Source organism: Corynebacterium gallinarum (assembly GCF_014837045.1).
GTDB classification, from domain to species: domain Bacteria; phylum Actinomycetota; class Actinomycetes; order Mycobacteriales; family Mycobacteriaceae; genus Corynebacterium; species Corynebacterium gallinarum.
In genome coordinates, this window is the sequence record NZ_JACSPR010000003.1 from 347,484 (window position 1) to 372,161 (window position 24,678).

Annotated in this window: 26 protein-coding genes and 6 tRNA genes; 17 read left to right on the top strand and 15 right to left on the bottom strand. The window is 64.1% G+C overall.

The features are described 5' to 3' along the window. Positions 1-53 precede the first annotated feature (53 nt). The 3 genes from H9627_RS06215 to H9627_RS06225 all read left to right on the top strand — a co-directional run bounded on the left by H9627_RS06215 (position 54) and on the right by H9627_RS06225 (position 1,856). A tRNA-Ser gene (locus H9627_RS06215) sits at positions 54-138 on the top strand. A 53-nt stretch (positions 139-191) separates the two neighbouring features. After that, complete coding sequence (locus H9627_RS06220; protein ID WP_191733142.1) at positions 192-479, top strand: 2Fe-2S iron-sulfur cluster-binding protein; 288 nt, start codon at positions 192-194, stop codon at positions 477-479. Positions 480-938: 459 nt separating this feature from the next. Next, positions 939-1,856, top strand: coding sequence for a hypothetical protein (locus H9627_RS06225; protein WP_191733143.1), 918 nt, complete (start codon positions 939-941; stop codon positions 1,854-1,856). On the opposite strand, the gene H9627_RS06230 is transcribed toward H9627_RS06225, so the two are convergent. From H9627_RS06230 to modA, 7 genes are read right to left on the bottom strand one after another with little or no spacing between them, the layout of a single operon-like run. Further along, positions 1,853-2,914 carry a ThiF family adenylyltransferase gene (locus tag H9627_RS06230; RefSeq protein ID WP_191733144.1) on the bottom strand — a complete coding sequence of 354 codons (1,062 nt, stop codon included), beginning with the start codon at positions 2,912-2,914 and terminating at the stop codon, positions 1,853-1,855. The two genes, H9627_RS06225 and H9627_RS06230, sit on opposite strands and share 4 nt — an antisense overlap. Then, positions 2,911-3,369 carry a molybdenum cofactor biosynthesis protein MoaE gene (locus H9627_RS06235; RefSeq protein WP_191733145.1) on the bottom strand — a complete coding sequence of 153 codons (459 nt, stop codon included), beginning with the start codon at positions 3,367-3,369 and terminating at the stop codon, positions 2,911-2,913. The genes H9627_RS06230 and H9627_RS06235 overlap by 4 nt, the downstream gene beginning before the upstream one ends. Continuing rightward, positions 3,359-3,838, bottom strand: coding sequence for a MogA/MoaB family molybdenum cofactor biosynthesis protein (locus H9627_RS06240; RefSeq protein ID WP_191733146.1), 480 nt, complete (start codon positions 3,836-3,838; stop codon positions 3,359-3,361). Before H9627_RS06240 ends, H9627_RS06235 begins: the two co-directional genes overlap by 11 nt. Next, positions 3,835-4,302 carry a cyclic pyranopterin monophosphate synthase MoaC gene (moaC, locus tag H9627_RS06245; RefSeq protein ID WP_191733147.1) on the bottom strand — a complete coding sequence of 156 codons (468 nt, stop codon included), beginning with the start codon at positions 4,300-4,302 and terminating at the stop codon, positions 3,835-3,837. The genes H9627_RS06240 and moaC overlap by 4 nt, the downstream gene beginning before the upstream one ends. A 10-nt stretch (positions 4,303-4,312) precedes the next feature. Beyond that, positions 4,313-5,500 (bottom strand): molybdopterin molybdotransferase MoeA, encoded by a 1,188-nt coding sequence (locus H9627_RS06250; protein ID WP_191733148.1) that lies wholly within the window; start codon positions 5,498-5,500, stop codon positions 4,313-4,315. A gap of 10 nt (positions 5,501-5,510) precedes the next feature. Next, entirely contained in the window at positions 5,511-6,368 is an 858-nt protein-coding gene (locus H9627_RS06255) for a molybdate ABC transporter permease subunit (protein ID WP_191733216.1), read from the bottom strand. Then, positions 6,334-7,122: a molybdate ABC transporter substrate-binding protein gene (gene modA / locus H9627_RS06260; RefSeq protein WP_191733149.1), complete on the bottom strand. Its 789-nt coding sequence runs from the start codon at positions 7,120-7,122 to the stop codon at positions 6,334-6,336. The genes H9627_RS06255 and modA overlap by 35 nt, the downstream gene beginning before the upstream one ends. Before the next feature lie 67 nt (positions 7,123-7,189). Here modA and H9627_RS06265 point away from each other — a divergent pair, with 67 nt between their 5' ends. Then, complete coding sequence (locus H9627_RS06265; RefSeq protein WP_191733150.1) at positions 7,190-7,447, top strand: MoaD/ThiS family protein; 258 nt, start codon at positions 7,190-7,192, stop codon at positions 7,445-7,447. Here H9627_RS06265 and H9627_RS06270 read toward each other — a convergent pair. Genes H9627_RS06270 through hisC form a run of 3 tightly spaced genes read right to left on the bottom strand, consistent with a single transcriptional unit; the run spans position 7,444 to position 9,812 of the window. Then, positions 7,444-8,364, bottom strand: coding sequence for an ABC transporter ATP-binding protein (locus tag H9627_RS06270; RefSeq protein WP_191733151.1), 921 nt, complete (start codon positions 8,362-8,364; stop codon positions 7,444-7,446). The two genes, H9627_RS06265 and H9627_RS06270, sit on opposite strands and share 4 nt — an antisense overlap. Positions 8,365-8,371: 7 nt before the next feature. Further along, positions 8,372-8,791 carry a phage holin family protein gene (locus H9627_RS06275; RefSeq protein ID WP_191733152.1) on the bottom strand — a complete coding sequence of 140 codons (420 nt, stop codon included), beginning with the start codon at positions 8,789-8,791 and terminating at the stop codon, positions 8,372-8,374. Next, positions 8,784-9,812, bottom strand: coding sequence for a histidinol-phosphate transaminase (gene hisC, locus H9627_RS06280; protein WP_191733153.1), 1,029 nt, complete (start codon positions 9,810-9,812; stop codon positions 8,784-8,786). Before hisC ends, H9627_RS06275 begins: the two co-directional genes overlap by 8 nt. Positions 9,813-9,959: 147 nt before the next feature. Between hisC and H9627_RS06285 the strand changes: the two genes are divergently transcribed. The 4 genes from H9627_RS06285 (at position 9,960) to H9627_RS06300 (ending at position 12,333) form a co-directional block, all read left to right on the top strand. Continuing rightward, positions 9,960-10,048 (top strand) — tRNA-Ser (locus H9627_RS06285). A gap of 33 nt (positions 10,049-10,081) precedes the next feature. Further along, positions 10,082-10,157 (top strand) — tRNA-Arg (locus H9627_RS06290). 350 nt (positions 10,158-10,507) lie between these two features. Beyond that, positions 10,508-12,100 (top strand): SLC13 family permease, encoded by a 1,593-nt coding sequence (locus tag H9627_RS06295; RefSeq protein ID WP_191733154.1) that lies wholly within the window; start codon positions 10,508-10,510, stop codon positions 12,098-12,100. Positions 12,101-12,260: 160 nt separating this feature from the next. Then, positions 12,261-12,333: transfer RNA gene (locus H9627_RS06300), tRNA-Arg, on the top strand. Positions 12,334-12,455: 122 nt separating this feature from the next. Here the strand turns inward: H9627_RS06300 and H9627_RS06305 are convergent. Further along, entirely contained in the window at positions 12,456-13,478 is a 1,023-nt protein-coding gene (locus tag H9627_RS06305) for a prephenate dehydrogenase (RefSeq protein ID WP_191733155.1), read from the bottom strand. A 37-nt stretch (positions 13,479-13,515) separates the two neighbouring features. Between H9627_RS06305 and H9627_RS06310 the strand changes: the two genes are divergently transcribed. The 4 genes from H9627_RS06310 (at position 13,516) to H9627_RS06325 (ending at position 14,953) form a co-directional block, all read left to right on the top strand. Next, positions 13,516-14,001 (top strand): tRNA adenosine deaminase-associated protein, encoded by a 486-nt coding sequence (locus H9627_RS06310; protein ID WP_191733156.1) that lies wholly within the window; start codon positions 13,516-13,518, stop codon positions 13,999-14,001. Further along, positions 14,001-14,480, top strand: a complete 480-nt coding sequence (gene tadA / locus H9627_RS06315) for a tRNA adenosine(34) deaminase TadA (protein ID WP_191733157.1) — start codon at positions 14,001-14,003, stop codon at positions 14,478-14,480. Before H9627_RS06310 ends, tadA begins: the two co-directional genes overlap by 1 nt. Positions 14,481-14,586: 106 nt before the next feature. Continuing rightward, positions 14,587-14,820, top strand: coding sequence for a CsbD family protein (locus H9627_RS06320; RefSeq protein WP_191733158.1), 234 nt, complete (start codon positions 14,587-14,589; stop codon positions 14,818-14,820). A gap of 42 nt (positions 14,821-14,862) precedes the next feature. Further along, positions 14,863-14,953 (top strand) — tRNA-Ser (locus tag H9627_RS06325). Between the two features lie 57 nt (positions 14,954-15,010). On the opposite strand, the gene H9627_RS06330 is transcribed toward H9627_RS06325, so the two are convergent. Then, complete coding sequence (locus H9627_RS06330) at positions 15,011-15,649, bottom strand: hypothetical protein (protein WP_225213531.1); 639 nt, start codon at positions 15,647-15,649, stop codon at positions 15,011-15,013. A 342-nt stretch (positions 15,650-15,991) separates the two neighbouring features. Between H9627_RS06330 and H9627_RS06335 the strand changes: the two genes are divergently transcribed. Together H9627_RS06335 and tgt are read left to right on the top strand one after the other, a co-directional pair. After that, the gene (locus H9627_RS06335; protein WP_191733159.1) at positions 15,992-18,400 is read left to right on the top strand and encodes an MMPL family transporter; all 2,409 of its coding nucleotides are present in this window, start codon (positions 15,992-15,994) and stop codon (positions 18,398-18,400) included. An 11-nt stretch (positions 18,401-18,411) separates the two neighbouring features. After that, positions 18,412-19,677 carry a tRNA guanosine(34) transglycosylase Tgt gene (tgt, locus tag H9627_RS06340; RefSeq protein WP_404826193.1) on the top strand — a complete coding sequence of 422 codons (1,266 nt, stop codon included), beginning with the start codon at positions 18,412-18,414 and terminating at the stop codon, positions 19,675-19,677. Between the two features lie 335 nt (positions 19,678-20,012). Here tgt and H9627_RS06345 read toward each other — a convergent pair whose 3' ends face one another. Next, entirely contained in the window at positions 20,013-20,840 is an 828-nt protein-coding gene (locus tag H9627_RS06345; RefSeq protein WP_225213532.1) for a queuosine precursor transporter, read from the bottom strand. Here H9627_RS06345 and gluQRS point away from each other — a divergent pair. Together gluQRS and H9627_RS06355 are read left to right on the top strand one after the other, a co-directional pair. Continuing rightward, positions 20,839-21,759: a tRNA glutamyl-Q(34) synthetase GluQRS gene (gluQRS, locus tag H9627_RS06350; protein WP_191733162.1), complete on the top strand. Its 921-nt coding sequence runs from the start codon at positions 20,839-20,841 to the stop codon at positions 21,757-21,759. The two genes, H9627_RS06345 and gluQRS, sit on opposite strands and share 2 nt — an antisense overlap. Next, the gene (locus H9627_RS06355) at positions 21,756-23,081 is read left to right on the top strand and encodes a hemolysin family protein (RefSeq protein WP_191733163.1); all 1,326 of its coding nucleotides are present in this window, start codon (positions 21,756-21,758) and stop codon (positions 23,079-23,081) included. Before gluQRS ends, H9627_RS06355 begins: the two co-directional genes overlap by 4 nt. A gap of 18 nt (positions 23,082-23,099) precedes the next feature. Here the strand turns inward: H9627_RS06355 and H9627_RS06360 are convergent, their stop codons facing one another. Then, complete coding sequence (locus H9627_RS06360; protein WP_191733164.1) at positions 23,100-23,933, bottom strand: SDR family NAD(P)-dependent oxidoreductase; 834 nt, start codon at positions 23,931-23,933, stop codon at positions 23,100-23,102. Between the two features lie 110 nt (positions 23,934-24,043). Here H9627_RS06360 and H9627_RS06365 point away from each other — a divergent pair, with 110 nt between their 5' ends. Continuing rightward, entirely contained in the window at positions 24,044-24,427 is a 384-nt protein-coding gene (locus tag H9627_RS06365; protein ID WP_191733165.1) for a PH domain-containing protein, read from the top strand. Positions 24,428-24,489: 62 nt separating this feature from the next. Here H9627_RS06365 and H9627_RS06370 read toward each other — a convergent pair. Further along, positions 24,490-24,574, bottom strand: a tRNA-Ser gene (locus tag H9627_RS06370). Positions 24,575-24,678: the final 104 nt, after the last annotated feature.

Genomic DNA, 24,678 nt, shown 5'->3' on the forward strand with positions numbered 1-24,678 from the left:
CGATGCGCAGGCAGTCGGGTAATATTCCGTTCTGTCGAGAACTAATCGACGCTGGAGACGTGACAGAGCGGCCGAATGTACTGGTCTTGAAAACCAGCGATGGGAAACCATCCGAGGGTTCAAATCCCTCCGTCTCCGCCGAATGAGACCCCGTTCACCCAGGTGAGCGGGGTTTTCCCTATGGTGGGGCTATGACCGACATCCTCCACACCCTCACCGTGGACGGCGAGGACTACAGCTTCACCTGGCCCGCGGGCACAACGCTTCTCGACGCCCTCCTCGCCTCCAACCTCCCCGCCCACTATTCCTGCATGGAGGGCCACTGCGGCACCAGCCAGTGCACCCTGACCGGTGGCCGCTCCCACATGCTGCGAAACGATGTCCTGAGCCGCTACGAGATCGACCAGGAAAACCAGGTCCTCGCCTGCCAGGCCATCCGCGACGAGGACGGACCCTATCACTGCTCTTTCGACGACTGACGGACGCGGCACGTGCAAAACCGTGCCGGTTAGTGCGCGGGATGGTCGGTGGCGGCGCCGAGGTGGCATGGAAATGTCGCCCGGGGCTCGTCGGCTGCACAACCGTGCCAGTTCGCCCCTGGGATGGTCGGTTTCGGCCGGGAGGTGGTACGGAATTGCTGCTGCAGGCCTCATCCCGCGCAAAACCATGCCGGTTAGTACGCGGGATGGTCGGTTTCAGCGTTGAATCGGCATGGAAATGTCGTCTTCGGCGGGGCCGGTGCACAACCGTGCCTGTTTGCCCCCGGGATGATCGGTTTCGGCATTGAAGTGGCACGGAAATGCCCCCAGGCCTTATCCAGTGCACAACCATGCCAGCTAACACCCCAAACGCACCGTTCCAACCCCGAATCGGCACGGTTATGCAGCACATGCCCGCAACGGCGGAACCAAACCGGTGCCCGCGGTGTCTAAAAGGGCATGGGACAAACAGTGTGGACACACAGGGAGCTGCTCAACTCGGGCAAGACCAGGGCAGAGATCGCGGGGGGTGTGCGGGCGGGGAAGATCCACCGGCTTTTCCACGGGGTGTACACCACGACATCAGAGCCAACCGCCGAGACCGCGTGGGAGGCACTGCAGAAACTGCGACCGGATGCGGTGCTGGAGGGGAAATCAGCGGTGGAGGCCTATCAGGGGAAACAGCTGAGCTTGCCGCTGCATGCCCGCGTCCCCACCTCCAATTTAAGAAAAGGGGCGGCAAGCATCATCAGGTTGCGGAAGAGTCGCAGAATCCGGTACCGGGAGGTGAGGAATTTCCGGGTGGTGTCGCTCGCGGATGCGGTGGCGACGTGCCTGGCTGATGGGTCGGTGCGGGAGGGGGAGCTGCGGCAGTTGGTGGAACGCTCGTATGTGTCGGTCAAGGGGGTGCAGCGGCAGGAGAAGGAGGTGAAGGAACTCAAAACCACCAGGAAGGCCCAGCTCAGGGAGTTTCTTCGGGTGTGTGCCTCGGGCACGGATAGTGGCCTGGAGAAGAGTTTTGTGTCGGTGCTGCAGTCCGCTGGCTTCCAAACCCAACAGAATTTCCTGGTGTCCGGGTACCGGTGGGACACCGCGATCAAGGCGCTGCGGGTGGTGATCGATGTGGATAGTCGCAAGTATCACGGTTCTGACGAGAGGAATTTCATTGTCGACAGGTGGAAGACCAACGAGGCGCAGGCCGAGGGGTGGTTGGCACTGCGCATCACAGATGACTGCGTCAATTATGCGATGCCCGAGATCATCATGCTCCTCAAGAATATTCAGGCGTTCCGGGCGGAGCATCCCCGCAAGGTGCTCGGCAAGCGGGGCATGGGGCCGGTGTGGTTTTGGCACAACGTCCTGATGGAGACGTATTAACCGTCCAACCACCCCTCGATGCCACCGTCGAGGCTGGTCATGCCCCCGTATCCGGCTTCCTGCAGGATGGCCACGGCCTGGGCGGAGCGCACCCCGGCCGCGCAGTAGACCAGCACCTCCCCGCCGGCCGCTACGGCGTCGGGAACGGCGCCTGAGCGGATCGTCGACAAGGGCACGTTGACCGCACCGGGTATGGCGTAGGCGGCGAATTCGTGGGGTTCGCGGACGTCCACGAGCGCCACCCCAGAAGGCACACTCGCCACCCGCGGCACGTCCAACGTTTCCGATGACACCGAACCAGCCAGCACCTCCTTCGCCCGCACCATCTCAACCACCGCAGGATTCCCTACCACGGGGATGTATTCCCAGGTCCCGTCCATGGAGGAGTAGTACCCGAGGCGTCCGATCAGGGGGCGGCCCACACCGGTGATCAGTTTCAGGGCCTCCATCGCCATGGAGGAACCAACGACGCCGACCACGGGGCCGAGTACCCCGGCCTGGGAGCAGGAGGGGACGGAGCCGGCGGGTGGGGGAGTGGGGAAGAGGTCTTCGTAGATGGGGCCGTGGTCGGCGTGGAAGACGGTGAGTTGGGCGTCGAAACCCAGGATGGATGCCCAGATGTGCGGCACACCCAGGGAAGCAGCGGCCCAGGAGGCGATGTGGCGGGTCTCGAAGTTGTCGGAGCCGTCGAGGATCATATCGTACCCCTCCAGCAGCGACAGTGCATTCGACCACGTCAGACGTTCGACAGCAACAGACACAGTCACAGAGGGGTTCAGCGCCAGCATCGCCTCCCGCGCCGATTCCGCCTTCGGTCGCCCCACCCCATCAGTGGTATGGATGACCTGCCGGTGCAGGTTGGACAGGTCGGCCACATCGTCATCGATGATGAGCACGTGCCCCACCCCGGCACCGGCGAGGTAGAGCAGCGCGGGGGACCCGAGGCCACCGGCACCGATGACGGCGACGCGGGCGTCGAGAAGCTTCTGCTGCCCGGCCTGGCCGACCTCGCCGAGCATGATCTGGCGGCGGTAGCGGGCGATCTGTTCGCGTTTCACAGGCCCACCCATTCGGTGTCGCCGTTGACCAGTTCCTGTTCCTTCCAGATGGGGACCTGGGCTTTGACGGCGTCGGCAAGCGCGGCGCAGGCGGCGAAGGCGTCCCCGCGGTGGGCGGCGGCGGCGACCACCAGGAACGCGACGTCCCCGATGGCCAGGGCGCCGGTGCGGTGGGCGGTCCACAGGCGCGCCTTCGGGTGCTTTGCGACGACCCCGTCCCCCACCTTCCTGATCACCTCACCCGCGCTGGGGTGCGCCGTGTAGGTCAGGGACTTCACCCGCGAACCGCCGTCGTGATCGCGGACCACGCCCTCGAAGACCACGAGCGCACCCATGGCATCGGTGCAGGTCGCGACCTTGGCGGCGGGCAGTAGGTCGGCGAGGGAGTCCTCGGTCATGAACGCGTCGATGAGCGTGCCGGTCTGCTCGTCGACATAGGCAGGATCAGTGGTCATGGTGTCCCTTCAGCATGGAAACAAGATGGTCAAGGAGTGGATCGATCACGGCCACCGCATCGCGCGCGGCCCCCGTGGACCCGGGCAGCGCCATCACGAAGGTGGTACCCACCGTGCCGGCCACCGCGCGGGATAACACCGCGGTGGGCACCGATTCCATGCCCTTGGTCCAGAAGGCGTGCACGATGCCGGCCAGCTCGCGGTCGAGGTAGGGGGTGAGCAGTTCGGGGGTGCGGTCATCAGGGGTCAGGCCCGTGCCGCCGGAGATCAGCACCACATCCGGGCGGGTCCCCTCCTGCAGCACCTCGGCCAGCGCCCCCGGCAGGTCGGCGTCGGCCACCACGCGGGCATCCGGCACGTCGACCCCGCGCCCGCGCAGCCACTCCACCAGCAGCGCCCCGGAGCGGTCGGTGTACTCACCGGCCGCCGCGCGCGTGGAGCTGACCAGCACCAGGGCAGAAACGGTCATACCGACCAGTCCCCGGATTTCCCGCCGGTCTTGGCCAGCACGCGCACCCCGTCGATGACAGCCATCTTGTCCACGGCCTTGATCATGTCGTAGACGGTGAGCGCTGCGGTGGTCACGGCGGTCAGGGCCTCCATCTCCACGCCGGTGACCCCGCGGGTCTTCACGGAGGCCTCGATGCGCACACCGTCGGGCAGACGTTCGAAATCCACGGTGATCTTGCCCAGGGGGAGTGGGTGGCACAGGGGGATGATCTCAGGTGTTTTCTTCGCACCCATGATGCCGGCCACGCGCGCCACCGGCAGGGCGTCGCCCTTGGGCAGGTCGGCGGTGAAGAGTTTGTCCACCACATCGGCGCGGGTGCGCACGAAGCCCTCGGCCACCGCGGTGCGGCTGGTCTCTGCCTTGGTGGTCACGTCCACCATGTGTGCGGAGCCGTCGGCACGCACGTGGGTCAGTTCGCTCATTGTTACTCCTCTAGCCCAGTGGATAGGTGTCCACGCTGTTTCCTGCCTCCACCGTAGTCCCCGCCGGCACCCGGATCAGGCAGGTTGCACCCGCGGCCTGCGCGAGCAGGTGCGACGAGGTCCCCGGCAGCGGCGTGGCCACCAGACGCTTGTCGACGACCTCCCATCGCCCCCGCAGGAACTGATCCCGCCCGCCTGACAATCCCGTGGCTGGCGTGCCCATCTCGGCGACCACCGGGGTCAGTGGCTCACCGCGCAGCACCGGCGGGAGGAACAACACGAAGCTGACCAGCGTGGAGATCGGATTGCCGGGCAGGGCGATGACCGGTGTGTCGTGGAAGACCGCCAGCCCCTGCGGGCCACCGGGTTGCTGATCCACATGCCCGAACCAGGCACCCTCCCCGGGTTCCAGGACCTGCCGGATCACCTCGAATTTCCCGTGGCTGATGCCCCCGGAGGTGATCACCGCATCGGGTTGGTACCGGTCGATGGCCTTCTCCAGCTGCTCGGCCAGGCGCGCCGGGTGGTCATCGGTGTGCAGCTGGGTGAGCACCTCCATCCCGTGACGTGTCGCGAGGGCACGCAGCAGGGGACCGTTGGCGTCGGGTATGGTGGCGGCCCCGCCGGAGTTGTTGATCTCCGCACCACCGGTGACCGTGATGATCCGCAACCGGCGCACCACCTCCACCGCGGTGATGCTCTGACTGGCCAGCAGGGCGATGTGGATGGGGGTGAGCTCGGTGCCGGCCGGGATGATCTCCTCACCTGCACGGATATCGGAGCCCTGCAGTCGGAGGAACTGCCCGGCCGGGGTGGCGGGCACGGTGACCCGCTCCGCGGTGAACTCACCGGGCTGGGTGTTTTCCACCGGGACGATGGCGGCGGTGCCAGTGGGGAGGCGGGCGCCGGTCATGATGGGGCAGAAGGTGGCGTCGACAAGCCCGGAGGGGTACCACGTGGCGGGGTCGACCCCGGCGGCGATCGTCGGGCCGACGGGGAAGGTGCCGCCGGCCAGTTGCGCGCTGGTGAGGGCGAAGCCGTCCATCTGGGAGTTGTCGAAACGCGGGGAATCCCACGCCGCGGTGACCGGCGCGGTGGTGCGACGACCCAGCGCGGCGTGCAGATCCACCGTTTCCGCGCCGGGTGCGGGCAGCAGCGCGCGGATCGCCTCGACGTGGTGTTCCGGTGTGCGTGACATGGTGGTCCTTTCAGCGGCGTTGACGTGAGATCATCCGGGTCACCCCGATGGCCCCGATGATCAGCACATACACCGCCAGCAGCATGATCACCGCCCCCAGGGCCTGATCCATGTCATTGGAACTTAAGCCCAGCTCGATGTGCAGGGGGATGGTGCGGGTGACACCTGCGACGTTACCCGCGAAGGTCAGCGTCGCACCGTATTCACCCAGGGCGCGGGCGAACCCGAGGATCATCCCGGTGACCACCCCGGGCATGCTCAGTGGCAGGATCACCCGCCACATGACCTCCCAGCGTGTGGCACCCTCCGTGGCGGCGATCTCCTCAAACCGCACCGGGATGCCCCGCAGCGCGGTGACCACCGTGGACACGAAGAATGGCAGCGCCACGAACACCTGGGTGATCACCACGGCGGTGGTGGTGAACGCGACCTGGACACCCACCTGGTCGAGGTGCTGGCCGAGCAGTCCGCGGCGACCCCACAGGAAGGTCAACGCCAGCCCGGAGACCACCGGGGACAACACCAGCGGGGCGTAGACCAGCACCTGGATGCCCGCCACCCACCGCGGATGGTTACGGGCGTGGTGGTGCAGCGCCAGTGCCAGCGGGGAACCCAGCAGGGTGCAGATCACCGTGGCCAGCACCGCGGTGCGCAGGGAGAGCCCGAGGGTCTGCAGGGATTCCGGTTGGGTCAGTAACTCCCAGGAGCGGTGCCACGGGATGTTGAACAGTAGCGCCACCACCGGCCCCAGCAGAAACAGCAGGGCGAGCGTGGCGGGCAGCAGCAACCACCCGGGCAGGATGAGGTTGGGGACGCGCCCGGCGTCCCGTGCCCTATTCTGTACCGCTTGAACCGAAGCCATGATCAGTCAGGATATCCGCTGCGGCCTCGGAGGACAGGAAGTCGGCGACGGCGCGGGCGGCCGGGTTGTCCCGACCCGTGGTGGTCAGGGCCAGGGGGTAGGTGGTGTCGACCTCCCCCTCCAGGTCGATGACGGTGACATTCTGCGTGGCGGCGAGCGCGGCCGCGTCGGTGGCGTAGATGAACCCGGCATCCACTTCGCCGGTGGAGATCTTCATCGACACATCCGAGACGGCGGCCTCCTCGGTGGTGCGGCCCGGCTGCACCCCGGCCTCCTCCAGTGCCACGCGGGCCAGTGCACCGCAGGGCACCTCGGGGGCGCACAGCGCGATGAGGTCATCGCTGATGTCGGCCACCGTGGAGATCTCCCCGGGGTTGGCCGGCGCGGTGGCCAGGACCAGGCGGTTGGTGGCGATCACCTCAGGCTGCGCACCGGCGAACTCCGGCAGGCCCAGGGCGGTGGCCATGGTGGCGGCATCGGCGGAGATGAACACATCGGCCGGGGCACCCTCGGCGATCTGGCGCACCAGGGCGGGGGAGCCGGCGAAGTTGAACACCAGGTCCGCATTGGGGTGTGCCGCGGTGAAGGCTACTGCGAGGTCATCGGCTGCGGTGCTGAGGGAGGCGGCGGCGAAGATATGGACGGTGTCGCTGGTGTCCCCGGACCCCGTGCAGGCGGTCAGCGCACCGGCGAGTGCGAGGGCCCCGGTCGTGCCTAGGATGCGTCGGATGCGTCGGGTGTGTCGGAACTCTTGCTTCACGCTGCGGCCTTTCCTACCATGGGGTCAAGGTTAAATAATCGCATCTAAGAAGGCGTGTGAACAGGCCATGGAGATCCACTATTTCGCAGCTGCCCGCGCCGCCCGGGGTGTGGACCGGGAGGGCGTCGACAAGCAGGAGGGCACCCTCGGGGACCTGCTCGCCGACCTCGGCCGGGAACACACCGACACCACGGCCGCCGGGATGACGCTCGCGCAGGTCTTCGACCGCTGCACCTTCCTCATCGACGGGCGCTCCGCCCAGCCCGACACCACCCTGGTCGGCGCCTCGCGGGTGGATGTGCTGCCCCCCTTCGCGGGTGGTTAGGCCGGGAACGTGAACACCCGGCGGGGCTCCAGGCGCACGGTGTCTCCGGGGCCGAGCGGGACGTCGGACACCCCTGCACCGGTTGCCGTGCGGATCAACCACCCCGGCCCCAGGTAGACGGCCTCCTGCACGGGAATCCCGCCCGGGTCAGGGGTCACCGTCACCTCCTCCGGTCGCGTCGCCGTGACTTGGCCGCCCTGCTTATCGACGTTCATTTCCGCCCGCCCCAGAAACCCCGCCACGAACAGACTGTCCGGGGCCTCCACCAGCTGCTGCGGGGTACCCGCCTGGGCCACCCGGCCCTCGTGGAGGATGACCATCTGATCCGCCAGGGCGAAGGCCTCTTCTAGGGAATGGGTGATGTAGACAAAGGTCAGGCCCAGTTCGCGCTGGATCCCACGCAGATCCGCCACAATCCCCCGGGCGAGCTGCCCATCGAGGTGGGCCATCGGTTCGTCGAAGAGATAGACCTGCACCTCCCGCACCAGCGCGCGGGCGATCCCCGCCCGCTGACGCTGACCCCCGGACAACCCCGCCACGCGCCGGGAGGCCAGGTGATCGATGTGCAGCATCTCCAGCACCCGCCCGACGCGTCTCTCCACCTGCGGGCGTGGTGTGCGGGCGGCGCGCAGACGCAGCGGGAAGGCGACATTCTCCGCGACCGTGAGATGCGGATACAGGGGTGCGTCCTGGAAACACAGCGCCGTGGCACCCAGGGTGACCGGCTGCCCATCGATGCTCACCTCACCGGCATCGGGGGCATCCAACCCGGCGAGCATCCGCAGCAGGGTGGTCTTCCCGCCACCGGAGGGCCCCACCATGACGGTGATGGACCCGGTGGGCACGTCCAGGCTCACCTCATCCAGGGCCCTGACCTGCCCGAATATCCGGGTGACCCCGTCAATGCGCAGCGACACGGTGGTATCAGCCCCTGCGCCCGCCGAGCAGGCCGGTTATCGGTCCGAGGATCCAGTTGACCACCGTGATGATCAGCGCGCCTCCTGCAGCGGAGGCGAAATCGGTGATGTGCAGGCCAAGGCCCAGCAGGTTGGAGACCCACTCCGCAAGAAGAAAGATCACGGCATTGATCACCAGCAGGAACAACCCGAGGGTGACGATGGTCAGAGGCAGTCCGATGAGCTTGAGCACCGGTTTCACCGTGGCGTTGAGCACCACGATGATGGCGGCCACACCGAGGAAGACCAAGATGGTGTCATATTCACCATTGGCGTAGAACGGTTGTACCGGGGTGGTGATGGAGATACCTGAAATGAGCTGGATCGCCACCCACAGTGCCACCGCGGTGGCGGCGGTGCGGACGAGAAAGCCCCAGATGCTACCCATTGTGGACAGCCTCCCAGGCCTGGATCAGCCGATCGGTCTCGGCGGCGTTGGTCACGGTGATGCGCGCGCCTTCCGGGAAGGCGCGGATGATCACGCCGTGCTCCGCCAGCTTGCCCGCGAGTGCTGCCGCGTCCTCGTCCGGCAGCCATACGAAGTTGGCCTGGCTGGGAGCAGCACCCACGATCTGCGCCACGCGCTCCCGTTCAGCGACGACCTCCTCCGTGCGTTCCAACAGTTCATCGGCGGCATCGAGGGAGGCGATCGCGGCAGCCTGGGCCAGGGAACTGACCGCGAAAGGAATGGCGACCTTGTTCAGTGCGCCAATAAGATCCGGGTTGCCGAAGGCGTAGCCCACCCGCACCCCGGCCAGACCATAGGCCTTGGAAAAGGTCCGCAGGCCGATCACATTCGGATAGCGCTGCACGGCCTCGGTAGCCACGGGGGAATCCTCCGCCCGGTTGAACTCAAAATAGGCCTCATCCAGACCCACCACCACATCAGCTGGGACACGCTGCATGAAAGCCTCGAACTGTTCCTCGGTGAAGGTGGTGCCGGAGGGGTTATTCGGATTGCACAGGAAAATCAGGCGGGTGCGCTCGGTGATGGCATCGATCATCCCATCCAGATCATGTTCCTGGGTCTCCGGCAGCAGCGGGATCGGCACAGCCGTGGCACCGGCCACGCGGGCGAAGATGGGGTAGGCCTCGAAGCTGCGCCACGGGAAGATAACCTCATCCCCGTCTGCGCAGGTGGCCTGCACCAGCTGCTGACACAGTGCGGAGGAACCGCATCCCACCGTGATCTGTTCCGGGGCCAGTTCCAGGTGCTCCGCCAGCACCCCGCGCAGCTCGACCGCACCCATGTCCGGGTAACGGTTGGCGCTGGTGGCAGCCTCGGTGATCGCTGACACCGCCGCGGGCAGCGGGGTGAAGGCAACTTCATTGGAAGACAGCTTGAGGGCGTCCTCGGTGGTTTTTCCGGGAACATAGGTGGGTATATCGGTCAGATCAGCGCGAATCATAAAACCAACCCTACTAGCGGGGGTGGACGCAGTACCTGCACCCGGCCAGCAACAGGAAAAATACAGCTGTAGCCACCTAATTTGTCTAAATCCGCGAACGGGCGGTACTGTACTAAACGGTCATATCAACCATGTCGGTATGACCATGGAGACGTGCCAGAGCGGCCGAATGGGGCTCACTGCTAATGAGTTGTCCTCTTAACGGAGGACCGGAGGTTCAAATCCTCTCGTCTCCGCTCTTCGAGCCTTGTTTATAAGGTCGAGGGTCTGCGCCCGTAGCTCAACGGATAGAGCATCTGACTACGGATCAGAAGGTTGGGGGTTCGAATCCCTCCGGGCGCACCATAGGGAAACATCCCGGTTGAGCTGACTGCTCAACCGGGATGTTTGTCTTTCCGCCGTCTTACCTGCGCCGGGGAGGAATGGGGAAGGGGTTTCCCGGATGTGCGCATGGCGTACAAAGTGTTGTTTTCGGCAGGGTTCACTTTCGTCGATGGGGGTGGCCATTGGGGTTGGACAGTTAAATTTCAGTCTGTCAACAGGTAATCGCAATCATGCAGGTTGTGTCGCATGTAACCCCCATCAGTCAATTTGATCACATCATATTCTCTTAGTGTCCTTTGCATTCTGATTAACTGGCGGGGTTAGGATTCCCGGGTCTCAAAAAGGCAGTTCAGAAAAGGAGGAAGATGGCGATGAGCGCAACTGAAACGAAAGAAGGCTCTACCGGGGGTGCCGGTGATGTCGGTGAGGTGATGCGGGTCGGGAACCGGAGGGAATGGCACCGCCGGGCCCGCGGTCTGGTCACAGGTGTGGTGTTGGCACTACTGGTCTACCTGTTCTTCCCCTCTAATGCCGTGGAGGTTGTGGCAGGGTCTGCCGGTTTCGACCCGGAAGCTGACTACTCCCGTGATGCCATGCGCATCACCGCTGCCACCACCGTGCTGATGGGTGCCTGGTGGATGACCGAGGCGATACCGCTGCCAGCCACCGCACTGATTCCCTTGATTGCCTTTCCGCTGTTCCAGGTGTCCTCCTTCGCTGATGCCGCCTCGCCCTATGCCAACCCAACCATTTTCCTGTTCCTGGGTGGCTTCCTGCTAGCACTTGGTCTGCAGAAGTGGGATCTGCACCGCCGCATGGCACTTGCGGTCGTGCTTGCCGTAGGCACCAAACCCAAGCAGCTGGTGCTGGGTTTCATGATTGCCACCGGATTCCTGTCGATGTGGGTCTCCAATACCGCCACCGCCGTGGTCATGCTGCCGATTGGCATGTCAGTTCTGGTCCTCACCGCAGAAACCGTCGGTGGAATGAAGAATCAGAAGAAGTTTGCCACCGGTCTCATGTTGGCCATCGCCTACGCCGCCTCCATTGGGTCTGTGGGCACCCTCATTGGTACCCCGCCGAATGCACTATTGGCAGCCTATATGTCCGAGTCCCACGACATCACCATCGGCTTCGGCCAGTGGATGCTCGTCGGTGTGCCGATCGCGATCATCTTCACCGTCCTGGCCTGGCTGGTGCTGACCACCGTGTTCAAGCCTGAGATCGATGAGATCCCCGGTGGCAAGGAACTGATCCGGGAGGAGATCAAGAAGTTGGGCCCCTGGACCACGCCACAGATCACCGTGGGCATCGTTTTCCTCGCTGCCGCCCTGGCCTGGGTTTTCGTTCCGCTCATCCTGGACTGGACCGGCTCCGAGCTGGCCATCCACGATGCCATGATCGGCATCATCGCCGGTGTCCTCCTGTTCACCATTCCCGCAAATTTCAAAAATGGTGAGCGTCTGCTGGACTGGAAGACCGCCAATGAAACCCCCTGGGATGTGCTCATCCTCTTCGGTGGTGGCCTGTCCCTGTCCGCCATGTTCACCCAGACGGGCTTGTCCCTCTGGATCGGTGAACTGGCCAAGAACCTGGAGGCTCTGCCGATCATCCTGCTGATCTTCGCGGTGTCCGCCCTGGTGCTCTTCCTCACCGAATTCACCTCCAACACCGCCACCGCCGCAACGTTCCTCCCGATTATGGGTGGTGTCGCCGTAGGTATCGGCCTCACCGCCGGTGGCGAGCAGAATGTTCTGCTGCTGACCATCCCGGTCGCCCTGTCCGCAACCTGCGCCTTCATGCTGCCCGTCGCGACCCCGCCGAATGCCATCGCCTTCGGTTCCGGTTATGTCAAGATCGGTGAGATGGTCAAGGGTGGCCTGTGGCTCAACCTCATCGCCGTCGTGCTGATCACCGTCTTCACCTATCTGGTCGCCATCCCCGTCTTCGGGATTGTCCTTTAATAACAGGTGACCTCTGCGTGAATGTTGAACCCGCACCCCGGCTTTCCCAGGGTGCGGGTTTTCCTCTTCCCCGGCGCATGAGCTGCGGATTTGTAGGAAAATAGAACCCGGTGTAATGTAATCAGTCGTTGCAGAGAGCGCGTAAGCCACAATCTGCACTGCGCCCGTAGCTCAACGGATAGAGCATCTGACTACGGATCAGAAGGTTGGGGGTTCGAATCCCTCCGGGCGCACAATGCAGAAAAATCCCAGCCGATCAGGCTGGGATTTTTTTTGCTTGTCGACGCCCCCTCGCCCACCCGTACCCCCGGCAGGTGCGGGGAGCGCGCGGTGGTCGGGGCGTCGACAAGCAGGGTTAGAACACCTCGATGCGGGCGCCGAGGGTCTCGGCGTGGATGAGCTGTTTATCCCAGTTCGGCTGGCCCGGGTGCATGCGCAGCACCGGGCGGGAGGAGGTGAGCATCGGACTGACCGACTCCTGGGAGCGGCCGTGCCCGGTGCGGGCCTCATAACGCAGGCGGGACCGGTAACCGTTGTCGGCGAGCTGCTCCACACTCGGCGGGGTGGTAGCCAGGTGGTCACGGGTCTCCTGCAGGATCGCCAGCGCCTCATCGAGCGCGGTGAGCAGGGCGTCGGCGTTGCCCTCGCACATGGCACGCACCAACCCCGGTTCGGTGCCGGCCACGCGGGTGACATCCCGGAAACTGCTGGCCGCCAGCGATAACGACAGCGCGCCACCATTGTCACCGACGATGGCGGCGGTCTCCGCGAGCAGGTGGGGCAGGTGGGACACACGAGCCGCTGCGGCATCATGGGGGCCGACGCGGGCGGGCACCACCTCCGAACCCACCGCGGCAGCCATCTGGCAGACATCCTTCCAGATGCCCGTCCAGTGGGCGGACACCTTCTCCGCATCCATGAGGTGGTCGAAGGTGATCACCCACACCGCCCGCTTGAACAGACCGGTCATGGACGCCCCCCAACCGGATTCGGTGGTGCCGGCCATCGGGTGGCTGCCCACATAACGGTCCTGCATGCCACGGGCCTTGACGGCGTCGTAGACAGCTGTCTTCACGCTGACCACATCGGTGAAACCGCAGGTGGGGGCGTGGGTGTTGATGTCGTCGAGAAGCTCCTCGACCGCGGTCATGGGCACGGCGAGGACGATGAGGGCGTCCTCCTCGGCGGCGCGCTCGAGGGTGGGGATGAGCTCCGCGGAGACGTCGAAGCCCTCCGTGACGGCGGAACGGGCGCCGGAGCGGGAACGGTTATAACCGAAAACAGTGTGGCCAGCGGCATGGAGATCGCGGAGCAGTGATCCTCCGATGAGGCCGAGGCCGAGAATACAAACCGGGCGGGAAATGTCTTTGGTAGTCACCTGACAAGTGTGACACATTGCTACTACGGTTAGCTCTATGGATGACGGTTTTAGCTTTGCGGTCACAGCCACCCTGGCCGATGGTCGCTGGCATGTGAGTCGATTTAATGATGATTTCACCGGGATCGCCACCTCGGTCAGGGCGGTCCGCGGTCTGCGCAGTGAGGGACCGGCCTTCGCCCTGCTCAACGTTGAGGATGAGTATTTCGTGATCGTCCGCCCCACCCCCGGTAATACCTTCGCCTTCCTCTCCGATGCCACGATGGCCGTCGATGATGATTTCGCCGCCTCCATCATGGATGAACTCGACGCCGACATCCCCGACCTCGACCCGGATGACCTCGATGATGTGGATCCCTGGCCGGAGGGCGATTTCGATATCCTCTCCGATCTCGGTGTCGCGGAGGAGGTGCTGTCCGTCATCTGCGATGACATGGATCTGGCACCCTCCGAGCAGCTGTTGCGCATTGCGGAGGAACTCGGCTTCGATGACGAGCTCGCCCGCGTCACGGGCATGGATTGATGGGGGTTCTTCCCACCCCGCGGCGTGTGCTCCAGGATGAACGCCGCATGCGCCACGCCCTCGAGATCGCCCGGCAGACCCCGCCCGGGGATGTGCCCGTGGGCGCGGTCATCTACTCACCCGACGATCAGATCCTGGCCACCGCCACCAACCGCCGCGAAACCGACAGTGACCCCACCGCGCACGCCGAGATCATTGCTTTACGACGCGCCGCCCGCCGCTACACCGACGGTTGGCGTCTGACCGACTGCACCCTGGTGGTCACCCTGGAACCCTGCAGCATGTGCGCCGGGGCCCTGGTGGGTGCGCGGGTGGGCCGCCTGGTGTTCGGGGCGTTTGAACCCCGCACCGGGGCCTGCGGATCGGTTTTCGACGTGGTCAGGGATCCGGCCGTCCTGCACCGCGCGGAGGTCACCGGTGGCGTGCTGGAGGACGACTGTGCTGCATTGATGACGGATTTCTTCTCCGGGCAGCGTTAATTACAGCCTGATGAAACTTTCATAACAACCCACTCCAGGCTGGTTGACGTCACTACAGTGGGGCTCTATAAGCAGTAACTCGTTGAATCATAAGGAGTGAAAGATCATGGGCGACATGTCCAACAAGGCTGAAGGTGCTGGCGGCAAGATCAAGGAAGGTCTCGGCGAGGCAACCGGCAACGAATCCCTGGCCAATGAGGGTCGCGCCGACCAGACCAAGGCCGACATCAAGGAAGCCGTGAGTGATGCCGGCGACAAGATCAGGGATGGTGCCAACAAGGTGCTGGGTTCCTTCCAGAAGGATGACCCCGATGTGGAGCACCCCGAGGCTGTCAACTAACTGATTTGTTTGACACCTCACCAAACCGTTAAGCTGGTTCGCGGTGGCGTGTCCGAGCGGCCGAAGGTGATCGCCTCGAAAGCGATTGTTGGGTAATCCCCAACCGGGGGTTCAAATCCCCCCGCCACCGCCAGTGGAAAACCGCCTGGCAGCAGTGATGCTGACAGGCGGTTTTCTCTCTTCGTGGTTGTTAGCTGCTGGAGGCTGCCCGGGGTTGGGCCTGGGGCGCGGTGTACTCGTGGCCGAGAGGGAGGACGGATTCCTTGGCTGCTGTTTCCCAGTAGATATGGTCCGTTGTGCGGAGATGACCGGCGGAGTCATAGAACGTGCCGCCGCATTTGCCCTCGATTGCCTCCCGGGAGGGGCCGATGTACATGGCGAAGACGGGGGTGGGGGACTCGGTGTAGAGGCCGGATTCATTCCGGAAAGCGATACCGAAGAAGCGGATATCCCCGGTGTTGGATTGTTCGGTGGTGGAACCGGGGTTGTCGAGCGCAGTGAATGTGAGGGTGCCGTGTTCATCCATGGATCCGAACGCGGTGGGGTGGGGCCCGTAGTTGACACCGGTCCGGTAGGTGATGACATCCCCGACGTACTCGGACGGATCCGAATTAAGACCGATGTACCAGTGGGGGCGCAGCTGGCTGCTGGTGGTCCCGGGAGGGGGTGTCACCACGCCATCCGGTGCCAGACAGTAGACCGGCAGCCCGGCGACGGTGGTGGAATTCTGCGCGGCAGCTGGGGACAGCATGCCTGCAACCACGAGCACCAAGAGCATGATCATGATGGACAGGTGGCGGGCGGGGGCGGAAGTGAAGCTGTTAACCATGGTGCACCTCTATTGATTAGTGACTCAGACCACATTTCTTCTTGGAATCAGTGTACGAGGATGGATGGTTGGGTGGGGAAATACTTGCAGAATGCTGTGGCAAGGGTGGGAAAAATGGACATTTAGTTTGTCCATCCGGAATCAGGGGATAATCGCCTGAAAAATCACCGGGGTGTGTCACCCGGGTGGGGAAGTCTCCCATGGGAGTCGGGCTCCAGGGGTACGCCAGTCCGCCACCGTGCCTGGTTTCTCCAGTTCCCGGAAACCCGCCCGACGGGGGTAAGTTGGACAGACAGAAGAACTGAGTACGCTCATGAGTACGGTCAGAGGAGAAACAGCCCAGTGGCAAAACTGCTATTCAGGTTGGGCCGGTGGTCCTACAACCGCAAGTGGATCGTTATTTCTGCGTGGTTGGTGATCCTGGCCATCGTCGCCGGTCTGGCACTGTCACTGCAGCGTGGGTTCACCAACACCTTCACCATCGAGGACACCCCGTCGATCGACGCGACCGTCTCGCTCGTGGAGAACTTCCCCGATCAACCCAACCCCGTCACCGCAGCCGGCATCAACGTGGTCTTCCAGGCACCCGAGGGCATGACGCTGGAACATCCCGAGATGCGCGAGGCTGTGGATGTGGTCGTCGACACGCTCCGGGAGAACCTCGGGGACGAGATGACCGGCACCGAACGCTTCGGCAACCCCGTGGAGGTCTCGCCCGCGCTGGAGGAACAGATCGTCGGGCAGATGACCGAGATGGGGCTGCCGGAGGAATCGGCCGTCGAGGACGCCGCCAACCTGAAGATGCTCAGCGATGACGCGCGCATCGGTTACACCACCTTCAACGTTGATGTGCCCGGCCCAGAATACGTCGACGACAACCACCGGGCCGCCATCAACGATGCCCTGGACAAGGGCCGTGACCTGGGCGTGCGCGTGGAGGCCGGTGGCCCCGGATTCGGTGATCCCATCCAGATCAAGACCACCAGTGAGATCATCGGCATCGGCATCGCCTTCATCGTCCTGATCTTCACCTTCGGCTCCCTGGTGGCCGCGGGCCTGCCGCTGCTCACCGCGGTCATCGGTGTGGGTATCGGTGCGCTGTCGATCGTGCTGGCCACCGCCTTCATGGAACTGAACAACATCACCCCGGTGCTGGCCGTCATGATCGGCCTGGCCGTGGGCATCGACTACGCCCTGTTCATCTTGTCCCGCTACCGCGCCGAATATAAACGCATGCCCCGCGCCGAGGCCGCCGGCATGGCGGTGGGTACCGCGGGGTCCGCCGTCGTCTTCGCCGGCGCGACCGTGATCATCGCGCTGGTGGCCCTGGCCATCGCGGACATCGGCTTCCTCACCGTCATGGGCATCTCGGCGGCGTTCACCGTGCTGATCGCCGTGCTGATCGCCATCACCTTCATCCCGGCGCTGCTGGGTGTGCTCGGTGGGCGGGCGTTCAAGGGCAAGATCCCCGGCATCGGCGGCAATCCGACCCCGCGCCAGACCTGGGAGCAGGCACTGAGCCGACGCTCCAAGGGACGCACCTGGGTCACCTTCGTGCAGAAGGTGCCCGGCCTGGTGGTGGCCGTGGTGGTGCTGGGGCTGGGCGCGCTGTCCATCCCGGTCACCAACCTGGAGCTCGCGCTGCCGTCGGATTCGACCTCCAACATCGACACCACCCAGCGCCAGTCCGCCGAACTCATGGCGGAGGGCTTCGGGGCGGGGGTGAACGCACCGTTCCTGGTGGTGGTGGATGCGCGTGAGGTCAACCCGGATGCGCTGGCGCTGCAGCCCCTGATCAACGTCCAGGACGTCGGCGACCCCGACTTCGACCGCGAGGCGGCCGCCCGCTTTGCGACGTTCCTCTATGTCACCCAGACCTATGATTCCAACCTGGATGTCAAAAACGCCCAGATCATCGGCGTCAACGAGGACGCCACCGCAGCCCAGGTCCTGGTCAGCCCCTTCACTGGCCCGGCTGACCCCGCCACCACCGACCTGCTGCATGTCCTGCGCACCCAGGAGATCCAGATGGAGGATGCCACCGGTGTTGAACTGGGCACCACCGGTCTGACCGCGGTGCAGCAGGACATCACCGAACAGCTCGAAGGCGCCATGCCCGTCTACCTCGCCGTGGTGGTGGGACTGGCGATCTTCCTGCTCATCCTGGTGTTCCGCTCCCTCATGGTCCCGCTGGTCGCGGGCCTGGGCTTCCTACTGTCCGTGGGTGCCGCCTTCGGTGTGACGGTGCTGTTCTGGCAGGAGGGACTGTGGGGCATCGTGAACACACCCGGCCCGCTGATCTCCTTCATGCCGATCTTCCTCATCGGTGTCACCTTCGGCCTGGCCATGGACTACCAGGTGTTCCTGGTGACCCGCATGCGCGAGCACTACTCCCACCACAACGGCCGCGGGATGCCCGGATCGAAGTACAGTGCGGTCGACCAGTCCGTCATCGAGGGCTACACCCAGGGCTCCCGCGTGGTCACCGCCGCCGCCCTGATCATGATCGCGGTGTTCGTGGCCTTCATCGATCAGCCGTTGCCCTTCATCAAGGTCTTCGGCTTCGCCCTCGGCGTGGGTGTGTTCTTCGATGCCTTCTTCATCCGCATGGCGCTGGTTCCGGCGTCGATGTTCCTCATGGGCCGGGCCACCTGGTGGATGCCCCGCTGGCTGGACCGCATCCTGCCGAGCCTGGACGTGGAGGGCTCCGCCCTGGAAAAGGAATGGGAGCGCAGCCAGGTCAGGCAGTAGAGTGGACAACCATGTCTGCGGAAAAAACCGATCTCTCGTTCACGCTCCACAACCAGCTGGACGACCCAGCCCCCGGCAAACACGGGCGCACCGGCACCATCCACACCCCCCATGGTGACATCCACACCCCGGCCTTCATCCCCGTGGCCACCAAGGCGACCGTCAAGACCCTGACCCCGGAACAGATCCGCGAAACCGGTGCCCAGGCGATCCTGTCCAACGCGTACCACCTCTACCTGCAGCCCGGCCCCGACATCGTCGACGAGGCCGGGGGAGTGTCCGCCTTCGAGAACTGGCACGGCCCCACCTACACCGATTCCGGCGGCTTCCAGGTCATGAGCCTGGGCTCGGGATTCAAGAAGGTCCTGGCCATGGACACCACCAACCTCACCCGCGAGGACATCAAGGCAGCCAACAAGGAACGCATGGCACACGTCGACGATGACGGCGTGGACTTCAAATCCTTCATCGACGGTTCCAAACACCGCTTCACCCCCGAGGTGAGCATGCAGATCCAGCACCAGCTCGGCGCCGACATCATCTTCGCCTTCGACGAACTGACCACCCTCATCGACACCTACGACTACCAGGTGGAATCCGTTGAACGCACCCGCCGCTGGGCGCAGCGTTGCCTGCTGGAACATGAGCGCCTGACGCAGGAACGGGTGGACAAGCCACTGCAGTCGCTCTGGGGCGTGGTGCAGGGCGCGCAGTACGAGGATCTTCGTCGACAAGCGGTGCACGGCCTGCTCGAACTCGACCGCAAGGCGGCCGACGAGGGTCGCCGCGGTTTCGGCGGTTTCGGCATCGGCGGCGCCCTGGAGAAGGAGAACCTGGGCACCATCGTCGGCTGGGTCTGCGACGAGCTGCCCGACGACAAACCCCGCCACCTGCTGGGCATCTCCGAACCCGATGACCTCTTCGTGGCCATCGAAGCCGGCGCCGACACCTTTGACTGCGTCGCCCCGACCCGCCTCGGCCGCCGCGGTGGCGTCTACACCCTCGACGGACGCCTCAACCTGGTCAGCTCCCGCTACAAGCGCGATTTCCGACCCATCGACGAGGAAGTCGGCGGCTACGTCAGCCAGAACTACACCCGCGCCTACATCCAGCACCTGCTCAAGGCCAAGGAATTCCTCGCCGGCACCCTGTGCACCATGCACAACCTGCACTTCATGATCAAGCTTGTCGACGACATCCGCACCTCCATCGACAACGGCACCTACCACGAGTTCAAGACCGAATTCCTGGGGAGGTATTACGCCGGGAAGAAGTAAATGTCGTTGTAGTGAGCACAACCGTGCCACCTAGGCCGCGGGGCGGTCCTTTTCAGGGTGGAGTTGGCATGGTTGTGCACATTTCGGGACTCCGGCCCGCAGAATCACCGGTCATTCCGGCATACCGCCACACAACCGTGCCAGTTAGGGTGGGAAACTGTCGGTTCCGCGGGGGAGTAGGCACGGTTTTGTTCGTTTCAGGGTTCTGGGGCACCGAATTGGTGACTGCGCCGGCCTTCCGCGCATAACCGTGCCCACTAGTCACCGGAACGGCCCAGTCCACCGGGAAGTTGGCACGGTTGTGCACTGCACCCTCCCGCCCGGCTGCCGGCAGCTCAGTGCGTGCCGTATCCCTCGCGGCGTTTGACCCAGGCGATCACGGCGTAGGTGATGGGGAGTAGCAGGACCTCGATGAGGGTCTTCCACAGGAAACCGACCATGACGTAGTTGATGAAGTCGCCAGACGTCGCGATACCAATGACCGGGGCGGCGATGGCGCAGAAGAGCAGGGTGTCACCGAATTCGCCGACCACTGTGGATCCGAGCAGGCGCGCCCAGAGGCCTTTCTCGCCGGTGCGTTTCTTGATCGCGACCAGAACGTAGGCGTTGAGGAGCTGCCCGACGATATAGCCCGCCAGGGATGCGAGCACGATCTGCGGGATGAGGCCGAGGGTGGCTTCGAAGGATTCCTGACCGTCCCAGAAACTGGCGGCGGGTAGCCAGATGGCGATGTAGAAGGAGATGACGGCGATGATGGTGACCAGGAATCCGGTCATGATGGCGCGTCGGGTGGCTTTGAGGCCGTAGCATTCGGCGAGGACATCGCCGATGATGTACGCGGCGGGGAAGAGGAAGAAGGCGCCGTCGGTGATCAGGGGGCCGATTTCAACGCCTTTGGAGGCGGTGATGTTGGAGATCAGGAAAATCGCGGTGAACAGTGCGACCAGAACGGGGTACAGGCTGGCCTGCACGGGGATGAACTGGGCTTTACCGGACGTGGGGGTTGCTGGTGCAACGGCCACGCCCTGCCCAGGCTTGTGGGTATCGTCGTTATTTTTCACGTCCACTACCTTAAACCGCGGGGTAACTGTTGCTGAAATGGGAGATGGACGCCGGTTCCATCCGAACCCCATCCGGCCCGTCACGGTTAGTGTGTAGTCCATGGCTGGAAGATATGCTCCCTCACCGAGTGGTGATCTCCACTTCGGTAACCTCCGTACCGCTCTGCTCGCGTGGTTGTTCGCCCGCCACGACGGTCGGGATTTTTTCATGCGCGTCGAGGATATCGATGAGCAGCGTTCCACGATGGAGTCAGCGGAGCGTCAGCTGTCTGATCTGTCCATGCTGGGGCTGGACTGGGATGGTGATGTGCTTTATCAGTCGTCCCGCCATGATGCCTATCGCGCCGCGATCGCCCAGCTGGATACCTATGAGTGTTACTGTTCGCGACGCGATATCCAGGAGGCCTCCCGCGCGCCGCATGCGAAGCCGGGGATGTATCCGGGGACCTGTCGCGACCTGACCCCGGGGCAACGCGGTGAGCGCCGCGCCGAGCTGGCCGCCCAGAACCGCCACCCGGCGATCCGGCTGCGCGCGGAGGTGGACCATTTCACCGTCAGGGACCGTCTGCGCGGTGAGGTCACCGGAGACGTGGATGATTTCATCCTGTTGCGTGGCGGGCAGGAACCGGGGTGGGCCTACAATCTCGCTGTGGTGGCCGATGATGCCTACCAGGATATCGACCAGGTCGTCCGCGGTGATGACCTGCTCGATTCAGCCGCCCGCCAGGCCTACCTCTGCACGCTGTTGGGTGCCGCGATCCCGGAGTACGTGCACGTCCCGCTGGTCCTCAACGCGCGCGGTCAGCGTCTGGCCAAGCGCGACGGGGCGGTCACCCTCCGTGAGATGCTTGTCGACGCCCCCCTCACCCACGTCATCTCCTCCCTCGCCTCCTCACTCGGCTACGAGGGGATCTCCACCCCGGTGGAACTGCTGGCCGTGTTCGACCCCACCACACTCTCCCTCGAACCCTTCATCTTCACCGGCCTTACCGAAACCGCAGCAGGATGTGCAGATAAATGAGCGTCTGGTTGAGCGCCCTGCTGGTGCTGGTGTTCGTCCTCATCGGTGGTGTGTTTGCCGCCACGGAGATGGCCCTGGTGAGTTTGCGCGAGTCGCAGATCAGGCGTCTGGAACGGTCGAAAGGCGCAGGTCGCACCGTGGCGGGACTGGCCCGCGATTCGGGCTTGTTCCTCTCCGCGGTGCAGATCGGGGTGACCTTTGCCGGGTTCTTCTCCTCGGCGTTCGGTGCCTCCACGATTGCCCCGCAGCTGACCCCGGTGCTCCAGGGGTGGGGTGTGCCCGGGGATGTGGCCGGTGTGGTCTCCCTGGTGGTGCTCACCCTCATCGTGTCGTATCTGTCGCTGGTGCTCGGCGAGCTTGTTCCGAAGCGTATCGCCATGCAGAAGGCGGAGCGGGTGTCGCTGATTGTCGCCCCGCCGCTGAGTATCTTCGCCCGGTTGATGCGCCCGGTGATCTGGCTGATCAACGGCTCCTCCAACCTGCTGCTCCGGCTGCTCGGGTTCGATCCCGATGCCCGCACCGAGGACATGACGGAGGAGGAGGTGGTGGAGATCGTCACCTCCTTTGAGGGGTTTGAACAGGGGGAGCGGGAGATCGTCGCGGATGTTTTCGAGGCCAATGACCGCCTGGTCACGGAGATCATGCGCCACCGCTCGGATGTCGTGGCCTTCGAGGCGTCGGAAAGCGTTGCGGAGGTGGTTGACGCCATCCGCAACCAGCCGTATTCCCGTTATCCGGTCTATGAGGAGACCATTGATGACACGATCGGTTTCATCCATGTCCGTGGCCTGCTGGAGGCCGCCACCAGGGGAGAGGGCGATCTGCCTCTGCGGGAGATAGCCCGCCCCATCCAGTACTTCCCCGGCACGCTGCGGCTACCTGCGGCGATGCGACAGATGCGCGCCAGCGGCAACCATCTCGCCATGGTGGTGGATGAGTACGGAGGCACCGACGGTCTGGTCACCCTGGAGGATCTGCTGGAGGAACTCGTCGGTGAGATCTGGGATGAATACGACCGGGATGAACACCGCGCCGTGATGCAGCTGCATGAATCCCAGCTCATGGACGCCAGCACCAACCTGGAGGACTTCGCCGATGTCTCCGGCATCCTGCTCCCGGAGGGTCCCTATGAGACGGTGGCGGGGTGGGTCGTCATGAAGCTCGGGCGCCTGGGCACTGTGGGTGATGTCGTGGAGATCCCCGCGGACTACACCATTGATGCCGAGGACGATGCGGGAGATATCCGTTATGAACTGGAAGTCGCCGAGGTCAGGGGCAACCGGATCACCCGGGTGAAGCTGAGTAAGACAGACGGGCCATGACCGCGTCCCTCGTTGCCCTCACCGCTCAGGCCACTCCACCCCCAGCGAAACAGCCATGTCGTCGAATACCCGACGGGCCACATCGAGGTCGCGGGCAATCGCGCGCTGGCGGCCGGGGCGCCGTTTTTCGTCGTAGTAGCGCCCTGATTCCCAGTGGATGCCCGGTACACCGGCGATGTGGTACGCCAGGTTCTCGCCACCGAAGTCGGGCGTGGAGAAGAATCGCGAGACCGGGCTCTGGAACATCCTGCCCAGCAGGCCGGCGTCCTCCTGCCCGAAGTTGGAGGAGATGATGCCGGGGTGGAAGGCCACGGCATTCATCCCGGCGGAATGGTAACGGCGGTGCAGTTCCTTGGTTATCAGGATGTTGCCCAGTTTGGCGTTGCCGTAGGCGCGGTCGGAGGTGAACCCCTTGAAGGTGTTGGGGTCGGATTCGTCGAATTTGGCGAACAGTGACCCCGTGGAGGAGGTCGCCACCACGGATGCCCCCGACTCGAGCAGGACGGGCAGGAGCAGGTTGGTGAGCAGGTAGGGGGCGACCACGTTGATCTGCCAGGTCAGTTCGAAACCGTCGACGGTTTGTTTCGGGCCCGCGAAGATGCCGCCGGCGTTGTTGGCCAGCACGTCGATGTGGTCCAGTGCGGCGAGTTCACCGGCGAGGCGGCGGACCTGGTCGAGGTCGGCGTAGTCGGCCGTGTGCCACTCGGCGTCGAGCTGCTTTGCGACGTCCTCTGTCTTCCCCGGATTACGCCCCACCAGAACCAACTTGTCCTCAGGGCAGGCAGCGCGGATGATGCGGGCGGCAGCGGCGCCGATGCCATCGGAGGCACCTGTGATCACGATAGTTTTCATGGGCGCGAGTATAGGGAACAACAAGTCAGCGCGAATTCGAACAGCCGTGTCCACCCTGGACAATAGAGTGTGGGGTGACCGTACAACCTCAGAGGAAAAGAGACAGCGCAATGGCAGCCGAACTCACCGCAATCACATCATGGCAATTCCAGCAGGAGGTCCCGGTGCCCCAGGACGTCGGCCCGCTGCTGGTTCCCGGGGAGGTGCCGGTGACGGCATACAAGACGTTCCGGGATACGGCGATCTTCACGGACAGGCGGATGATCGTCAAGGATGCGCAGGGCATCACCGGCAAGAAGGTCGAGATGTATTCGCTTCCCTACAAATCCATCGACATGTGGTCCTCGGAGAACGCCGGCACCCTGGATTTCAATGCGGAGCTGGAGCTGTGGACACGGGTGGGTGTCATCAAGATCAAGCTGGGCAGGGGAGTGGATGTGCGCAGGCTCGATAACCTCATCGCCCACGCGGTGTTCGGCGCGCTGGGACACTAGAAACATCAGACAAAAGAACCAGCCCCCTCGGTGATAATCACCGAGGGGGCTGATCCCTATTGCGGAGGATAGGGGATTTGAACCCCTGAGGGATTGCTCCCAACCCGCGTTCCAGGCGAGCGACATAGGCCGCTAGTCGAATCCTCCAGCAGAACATTAACAACACATGGTTGTTTCGTTCTGGGAATAGCGTACACAAAAGCCATGGCCCATGCCAAATCGCCAGTTCAACCCACATATGGCCCCCTGGT